Consider the following 7,248-nt stretch of genomic DNA (forward strand, 5'->3'; position numbering starts at 1 on the left):
CAGCGAGGGGTCCGGCTGGAGCCGACGGCGGCGACGCGGCGCCCCACAACGCAGGCGACGCTGCCGTCGGCGGACCACGCGGCGGAGATCGCGCGTTTGCAGCGGGAGAACGAGCGGCTGCGCATGGAGCGCGATATTTTTAAAAAGTCGATCGCGATCTTTGCTGGAGTTCCGAAATGAGATTTCGCTTCGTCGAGATCGCCGCGCCGACTATCCGGTGACGATCGTATGCGGCCGATCTGCGGGAAATAATCAAGAAGCTCCGTCGGCGCCTCCATTAGGACAGACTGCCAAGCGTTGACCTTGCGTCGCGGTTTTGCACTTCCCAATACTGAGTTTCGCATTTGGCCGAGGAGGAGCGCCAAATTGAGCCCTGGAAATGGCGGGTAACTCAGCATTAGAAGGTCGTCGACGATGAGTGCCATTCGGACTTGGATTGCGTGGTCGTCAGTGAGGAATGTAAGCAGTTGTTCTGGCGTCGCTGGCAGGCCAAACTGACATGCTAATCTCGACGAGACATAGGCCAATTTCTAGATCGCGGACCGGCTAAAGGCGGACGTCGTTGCTTGTAACACTCAGCGGAGTCACTAACTCTGGAGTTCCCACAAGTCGCTGAATATGACGACTTCGCACAATTAGATGCGAAGTCCTTTCTAACGGGCCGACCATCTCCAAGCTGACGTTTCGCGCATTCGACCAAAATCGCTAACTGCAGGCGTACACAAAGCGTCGACTTATCGTATCGCTTTGTGAAAATCTCGGCTGCTTGATTTGGATTATCATACTTAACGTGTGGTTCGTTCGGGGTCTGGTCGAGACTATCTATGAACTCGCGAATTAAAGTTAACATGTCCTTCAAGGTGAATTCGAGTGGGCGAAACTCTGCTAACGGAAAGATGAGTGAAAACACTCCGGTCGCCTTTTCGACTTCAGTCCTTTGATCGACTGCCCTCCTGCGCAAGTCGGCGCGCGATGAAGGCGCATCGTTCCGCAGCGCCACTATTTGTTGAAGCAATGAATGAGAATTATCGCGCGTCATCCACCGCTCGCGCAAATGTTGCCACGGCGCCAACATGCGCATTGTAGAGCTGGCTCTCATAGGTAGCACTTTCTTGCCGAAAAGCAGCAACGACGGAGAACACTGCTGCTATCGCAGCAAAGGCGGTTGCGCCTGCCGTAAACATGTTTGCCCGGTCAACTTGCTTTTGCTTATGGGTCATTGCCGCATATCTCGAAGCATTTTTCCTTTTTCTGTGTGCCGTTTGACTCGATCTCGTCGCTGACGATCTTCTTCTTTCGCTTGCGCATTTCCCTGATGTGCCACCAGGCGGTATCGCATTTGCACGACCAGCAGGTCACATTTGTCACTCAGTTAAACATCGAACATGAGCAATGCTCCCGCAACCTCAGACTATCACTTTGGAGCAGGGCGTGGGTGATAAGATCGCAGCAGCTTGGCTGTCTACATTTCTAGAACCGATCATCGGCAGTGCCGCACCAACCGGCGATCTGAGGTCTCGCAATGCGGGTTGTGATTTCCGAAGGAAACTCCTCAATCTTACACCCAGAATGATCCGTGATCTTCTGGAGGCTCATTGAGCCATATCAAAGCCTCTCGCGGTTCTAGAAACAAGACGCGCTCTTCTCTGACCGATGATGGGCCGCCGCCGGAAAGGTAAAGGATAAAGCCTTTGCGATTGTCGTGCAGTAGCGCTTCTCTGGCGTGGCCCTCCGAGAGAGATGAACGGAATGGCTCGGACGAAATAAGCTGCACTTGCAGAACTCGTCTTATTGTGAACGAACGAGAGCTTTCTCCGCGTTCGCCTTTTGCTTGGTCTTTGCTGTCACGAAATGAACGCCGACTTGAGCCCCATCAACCCAGATCAGCTCGCAGCGCCGAAATGCCAGGCCAGTAGAGGATAGAACCAAGAAAAACTCTTGCGCTGTCAGAGGATCGGTCGAGCCCTCGACCTCAAGTTTGGCGCCGCTTTCAGAGGCGTCGAGCAGAATGCAACTTCGTCGCCATGTCCCGTCTACACCCATGATGCTGACGGTATGCTTGTGTTCGAACCGAACACGGTTTGCCTTTCGACTGTTTCCCATCGTCTGTAAGGCCCGATTTCTAATAATTTTTTAGAATAGATACGATGTCTGGCTTCGCGCGGTTTCAATGCGCTTATCGATTGTTGCTGACTGCGCCAGGAACGTGGTTCTGATCGCTTCATCCAAATTAGTCTGTCCGATGATCAGCCGAATGCAATTATTTGCGAGTTCGAGAAGAAAGGTCGCCAGACGCGCGTCGTCCGGCGTTTGAATTTTTAGAGCGTCAACTTGCGACAGTAGAGCGGCGACGTTCGCCAAAATATCAGGCAGTCTCGGGCGCGAGGGACTTGGCTCAGATTTCCTTTTGGAAGGCCGCTGAAATTGTAGCACTGTCGACATTGTCGCAAATCTCTTTTGCCAGTTGCAATTGTTGAGGTTACGTCGTTTTCAAATGCGAAGATGAAGAATATTGGTGATCGGAAACTACACACGAGACTCAACACTCGAACAGGCCCAACGCCGACTAGTCTTGCCGCGACAATCGCGGCTGCATCGATCCGCAACGGAATGTCCGTGTTCAAATCTCGCGTCGAAGTAGTTAACAAAGACTTATGAGGTTGCGGGAAGTCGGTATTGCCGTATGCAAGTAGCGTAAAAAATGTAATCGAAATTCGGCTAGCATTCGCTTGCCGGATCAAGCCGGCACTAGCCGGGCATCGGCTGCAAGTTGCCCACGTAGCGATTGACCACGCGGAAGAGCGCGAGGATGGCGGCTTGGTAGGTGCTGATGCTGTAGAGAACACCGGCCGCCGACCTGCTCGACCTAGATTGTGCGCTCCTTGGTGACCCGCAAGCTGCGGACGTAATAGCCGTGTCTCTGAACGGCTGACCTGATCTCGTCGCTGACTTTGAGAACTCTTTTTCTGCTCTTGCGCCATTTACTCGGATAGCAAATCACAGGCACCGTACAGCCTGTGCTTAGAACGAGCACGTCGCGCTTGTCATTGCGATAGATATCAAACACTTTTCGCCCCCGCGATTATATCGAAATAGAGATCAATAAGACGGACCAGCTTAATATCTCGAAGGGCTGCGCGGGTTGTAAATCTGCAACGGTCGCCGTTTTCTATTTCACAACATTCCGGATTGGGGAATGAGCCGATACGCTTCCGGACAGATTGGTCGGCCTAGGCGATGCCGTTGAACGGCACGAGGCGGCCGAAGTTGGTGAGCGGCGGGCCGCCAGTGCGCCGCGACAGCGGCATGCCCCAGCGCATCAGCGTCATCTCGGTCGCGGCTTCGGTGTTGCGGATCACGGGTGTGGGATACGGGAAGGCCCCGGCGTCGGCTACAGGTTGCCGACGTGGCGATTGATTACGCGGAAGAGCGTGAGGATGGTGGCTTGGTTGGTGGTGATGCTGTAGAGGCTGCACATCAGAAACGAAGTGTTGTATCAGATCGGTGCACCGGAATTTCAAGATCGTTCTGTTCGAGCAAAAGGCTTCTGCCGTTGGTTCTCGCCGGCTCCTAGGCCGGACGGGAGATCAGAGTGCTCGGCGAAGCGCCCGTTCGATCCCGCCGAGCGTTTGAGCACGACGCCTGGCTTCGACATTGTCGCGGCGACGACTTCGGGATCGTCCGTCTCGTTGGCGACATCCTGGTGGAAGAGATTGCTGCCAGCGCCCCAGGCCTCGAGCGCCGCTTTCATGGACGGCGCTGCAATCGCGAGATCGTAGAAGCCCAGCGACGTCTGAAATGTCTTGAGCTTCCTTGCCATGGTTGTCGGCCGCCCTACGGCTTTGTCCTAGCGCCGGCGCGCGACCCAGGTGCCAAGTAGGAACGCGACGAAGAGCGAGGATAATGGGGCCTGCACCGTCACCTTGCGCAGCCGCTCGGCCCAGCGCAGTGCCGCCTCGCTCGAAGGCTGGTGCAGCGACCTTCGGGTCTCGGCCGACTCCGTCTGGTCGCTCGGCTGCGGTGCGCCGATGGCGTCCTGATCATCGACCAGGCCGGAGGCTTCGGTCATCGCGGAAGCTTCTTTCATATCCACGCTGTCTCTCCTATTCAGACCTCAGGCTGACTTCCGCTGCGGCTTGGCCGCCGGCTTCTTCGCCGCCGTCTCCTTCGGCTTCTTGCCCTCGATCGGCATCAGCATCTCTTTCTGCCCGCTCGACGCCTTGCGCGGTTTCTTGGCTGGCTTTGCGGCCTTCGCCGGCGCTGCCTCCTTGCCAACGGATCGGCGTAACGCCTCCATCAGGTCGACCACGTTGGTCGATGCGGGCCGCTCTTTCGGCGTGATTGGCTTGCCCGCGCGCTTCTGGTTGATGAGGTCGATCAGCGCGGTCTCGTAGTGGTCCTCGAACTTCTCGGGCTCGAAGCGTCCCGCCTTCTGGTTCACGATGTGCTTGGCGAGATCGAGCATATCCTTCGTGACCTTGACGTCCTGGATCTCGTCGAAATACTCCTGCTCGCCGCGCACTTCGTAGGGATAGCGGAGCAGCGTGCCGACGAGACCCTTGTCGAGCGGTTCGAGCGCGATGATGTGCTCACGGTTGGTCAGGACGACGCGACCGATCGCGACCTTGTCCATCTCGCGGATGGTCTCGCGGATCACGGCGAAGGCGTCGTGCCCAACCTTGCCGTCCGGGCGGATGTAGTAGGGGCGGATCAGATAGCGCGGGTCGATGTCGGCCTTGTCGACGAACTCGTCGATCTCGATGGTGCGTGTGGACTCGAGCGCGATTCCTCGAGCTCTTCCTTCGTCACCTCGATGAACTGGTCCTTCTCGAGCTGGTACCCCTTGACGATGTCCTCGTTGGGCACCTCGTCGCCGGTGTCGGCGTCCACCTTCAGGTACTTGATGCGGTGTCCAGTCCGGCGGTTCAGTTGGTTGAACGAGATTTTCTCGCTTTCCGACGTCGCCGGATAGAGCGCAACCGGACAGGTCACCAGGGACAGACGCAGAAAGCCTTTCCAGTTGGCACGAGGGGCCATGAAACGCGGTACTCCGAAACAAAGGTGGCCGGATTCAAGACGAACAGCAGACCATGGTTCCGACAGCCCGGACACGAAGCAATACCATTTTTTCTGGCCGGGGCTCGACTCTCATGTTCTTGGTATGTTCTAATAAGACATGACCGATCGACCCGCGAGCTGGCGCATGCCGACCCCTAAGCAAATGGAAAAGATGGCCGCTGTTAGAAGCGCGCCGCCGAAGACGGGATTGGCCCCGAACGGTGACCTGCCGCCGGAGTACTGGCAGGTGCTTCTGGATGATCCCCGCGCCGATGCCAGTCCGGCACGCCCCTCCGGAGGGACGCTGCGGCTGAGCCAAATTCCTCAACATGTTCTGAGGGTGGGATGCCGCCACTGCGCCAGACTGGTCGAGATCCCCGCTCGCCTTTACGGTCCCAACGCATCCTGGAAGGATGTTGGGCAGCGGCTCCTGGACGCCACCTGCACGCAGCGGACCGGGCGCTACGAGGAAGACGGCTGCTGGCCATCGTACGACATGCCATAGGCCGCTGGCAGAACGGTCCGATGGCTCCGAAGCACCATCCCACGCCTCTCTCCGGAGGAGACCGCAAGGCCCTCGCCAAGGAGTTTGGGGAGGGCCCGCGCCATGACGAAGATCCTGGCCTCGCAGTCGGATGACGCCCGCGCCAAAGGCGAGGCCTTGATCCGACAGGCGGACAAGCTGCTTTGCGAATCGTGGAACGAGAGAATGTGGGCTGATGGCGGGCCGATCGACCCGTCGCCAACTGTCGACCAGGCGGTGAACGGTGGCTATCCATGGCTCGAGATCGAATCACGTGGATCTGGCTGTGCTGCCTCATCCGCCGACCACATTTGTCCACGACTTGGCCAGTCGGCTCCGCTGCAGCAAATGTGCTAAGGCCGGGCGTCGCCCGTCCGCCACGCTGCTGCAACTGATGTCGCGCCCCCGCCCGGCCGCCCCGGAGACTTGATCGTGTATCTCTACTCGATGACCAAGAACGTCGACGCGATCCGCCGTCTGTTCGGCGCGCTAAACCGCAATGTCGGCAACCCGCCATCGATGCCAGGCATTTTCCCCGACTACCCCGCGCCGATCGTGCGCAGCGGTGCCGAAGGACGCGAGATCGTCATGGCACGCTGGGGCATGCCGAGCTCACAGCGGGCACTGATGGACGCCACGAAGAAGCGCGCGGAAAACGTGCAGGCGAAGGGTCAGACCGTCGATTTCAAGGAATTGCTTCGGCTGGAGCCGGACAGCGGCACCACGAACATCAGGAATGTCAGCAGCGCTCACTGGAAGCGATGGCTCGGACCGGAGCATCGCTGCCTGGTGCCGTTCACGTTGTTTTCCGAGTACGACACGATCGAGGGCAAGAAAGTGCCGGTCTGGTTCGCTCTGGACGAGACCCGGCCTCTGATCGCCTTTGCCGGCTTCTGGACAAATTGGACCAGTGTGCGCAAGGCGAGGGAAGGCGAGATCACCACCGACGTGTTCGGATTCCTTACCTGCGAGCCGAACGCGGAAGTCAAACGCGTCCATCCCAAAGCGATGCCGGTGATCCTGGCGACGGCGGATGAATACGAGGTCTGGCTCCGCGCCCCTTGGGACGAGGCGAAGTCGCTGCAGCGGCCCCTTTCGGACGGGGCACTGCGATCGTCGCCACGGGCGAGAAGGAAGACCCGGCACTGGCCGCGTGAGCGAGGCAATTTGGTAGCAAGCTGCTGCCACATTGGAGTTCGCGGCTGTGCACAGCGCGGCGGAACAGGTGGACAAGCGGCGGCTCCAGCGATTTGGAATCCCTGCCCTGTGCTAACCGCTAGGAACGACTCGGGCAGCGCAAGGATTTGTCCCGGCGGGAGCGATCTCGATGCTGATGACGCGACAAAGAAGACCGGCAATCCGGACGCTGCGCGGCTGGGCCATCTCCGTGCTGCAGGAAGCCGGCGCTATCCGCGAATGCGAGCAGCACGGTTGGATGCAGGATCGCGCCGACCCGCACGCCCGCGACCGCGCCTATGATATCGCTCGTCGGGATCCGCCGGCAGGCGTTTCTCCGGACGAAGCCACAGATGCAATCACAGAGGTTTTGGATTTTGTCGGCGATACCTGCCCCGAGTGTCCGCCCAAGGAGGTGGACTCAACCGGTCGGTGCAACACTCTAATCTTTTAGCAGAGATGGAGTGTGGACATGAAGCAGCGACGTCGCA

Annotated in this window: 8 protein-coding genes and 5 pseudogenes; 3 read left to right on the plus strand and 10 right to left on the minus strand. The window is 58.4% G+C overall.

Features of this window, described 5'->3' with window-relative positions; genetic code table 11:
* From SO139_RS44825 to ku, 10 genes and pseudogenes are all read right to left on the minus strand, one after another.
* On the minus strand, positions 1-425 hold a 425-nt coding region (locus SO139_RS44825), incomplete at its 3' end, for a hypothetical protein (protein WP_498542044.1).
* A gap of 600 nt (positions 426-1,025) precedes the next feature.
* Positions 1,026-1,220, minus strand: a complete 195-nt coding sequence (locus SO139_RS44830) for a hypothetical protein (protein WP_474801710.1) — start codon at positions 1,218-1,220, stop codon at positions 1,026-1,028.
* 568 nt (positions 1,221-1,788) lie between these two features.
* A complete protein-coding gene (locus SO139_RS44835; RefSeq protein ID WP_474801708.1) occupies positions 1,789-2,103 on the minus strand; it encodes a PilZ domain-containing protein in 315 nt (104 codons plus the stop codon).
* A gap of 30 nt (positions 2,104-2,133) precedes the next feature.
* Positions 2,134-2,442, minus strand: coding sequence for a hypothetical protein (locus SO139_RS44840; protein ID WP_474801706.1), 309 nt, complete (start codon positions 2,440-2,442; stop codon positions 2,134-2,136).
* A gap of 309 nt (positions 2,443-2,751) precedes the next feature.
* A pseudogene (locus SO139_RS44845) lies at positions 2,752-2,832 on the minus strand (SOS response-associated peptidase); the annotation flags it as partial.
* A 34-nt stretch (positions 2,833-2,866) separates the two neighbouring features.
* Positions 2,867-3,067 (minus strand): hypothetical protein, encoded by a 201-nt coding sequence (locus tag SO139_RS44850; protein ID WP_474801704.1) that lies wholly within the window; start codon positions 3,065-3,067, stop codon positions 2,867-2,869.
* A gap of 163 nt (positions 3,068-3,230) precedes the next feature.
* Positions 3,231-3,359 carry a hypothetical protein gene (locus SO139_RS44855; RefSeq protein ID WP_474801702.1) on the minus strand — a complete coding sequence of 43 codons (129 nt, stop codon included), beginning with the start codon at positions 3,357-3,359 and terminating at the stop codon, positions 3,231-3,233.
* 182 nt (positions 3,360-3,541) lie between these two features.
* Positions 3,542-3,820, minus strand: a pseudogene (locus SO139_RS44860) (cell envelope biogenesis protein TolA); the annotation flags it as partial.
* Positions 3,821-3,847: 27 nt separating this feature from the next.
* Positions 3,848-4,087: a hypothetical protein gene (locus SO139_RS44865; RefSeq protein WP_474801756.1), complete on the minus strand. Its 240-nt coding sequence runs from the start codon at positions 4,085-4,087 to the stop codon at positions 3,848-3,850.
* 27 nt (positions 4,088-4,114) lie between these two features.
* Positions 4,115-5,037: pseudogene (gene ku / locus SO139_RS44870) on the minus strand (non-homologous end joining protein Ku).
* A 546-nt stretch (positions 5,038-5,583) separates the two neighbouring features.
* Between ku and SO139_RS44875 the strand changes: the two are divergent.
* From SO139_RS44875 to SO139_RS44885, 3 genes and pseudogenes are all read left to right on the plus strand, one after another.
* A pseudogene (locus SO139_RS44875) lies at positions 5,584-6,011 on the plus strand (hypothetical protein).
* Positions 6,011-6,738: pseudogene (locus tag SO139_RS44880) on the plus strand (SOS response-associated peptidase). Before SO139_RS44875 ends, SO139_RS44880 begins: the two co-directional pseudogenes overlap by 1 nt.
* 170 nt (positions 6,739-6,908) lie before the next feature.
* A complete protein-coding gene (locus SO139_RS44885) occupies positions 6,909-7,211 on the plus strand; it encodes a hypothetical protein (RefSeq protein ID WP_498542045.1) in 303 nt (100 codons plus the stop codon).
* The last annotated feature ends 37 nt before the right edge of the window (positions 7,212-7,248 follow it).

Source organism: Bradyrhizobium sp. UFLA05-89 (assembly GCF_059803475.1).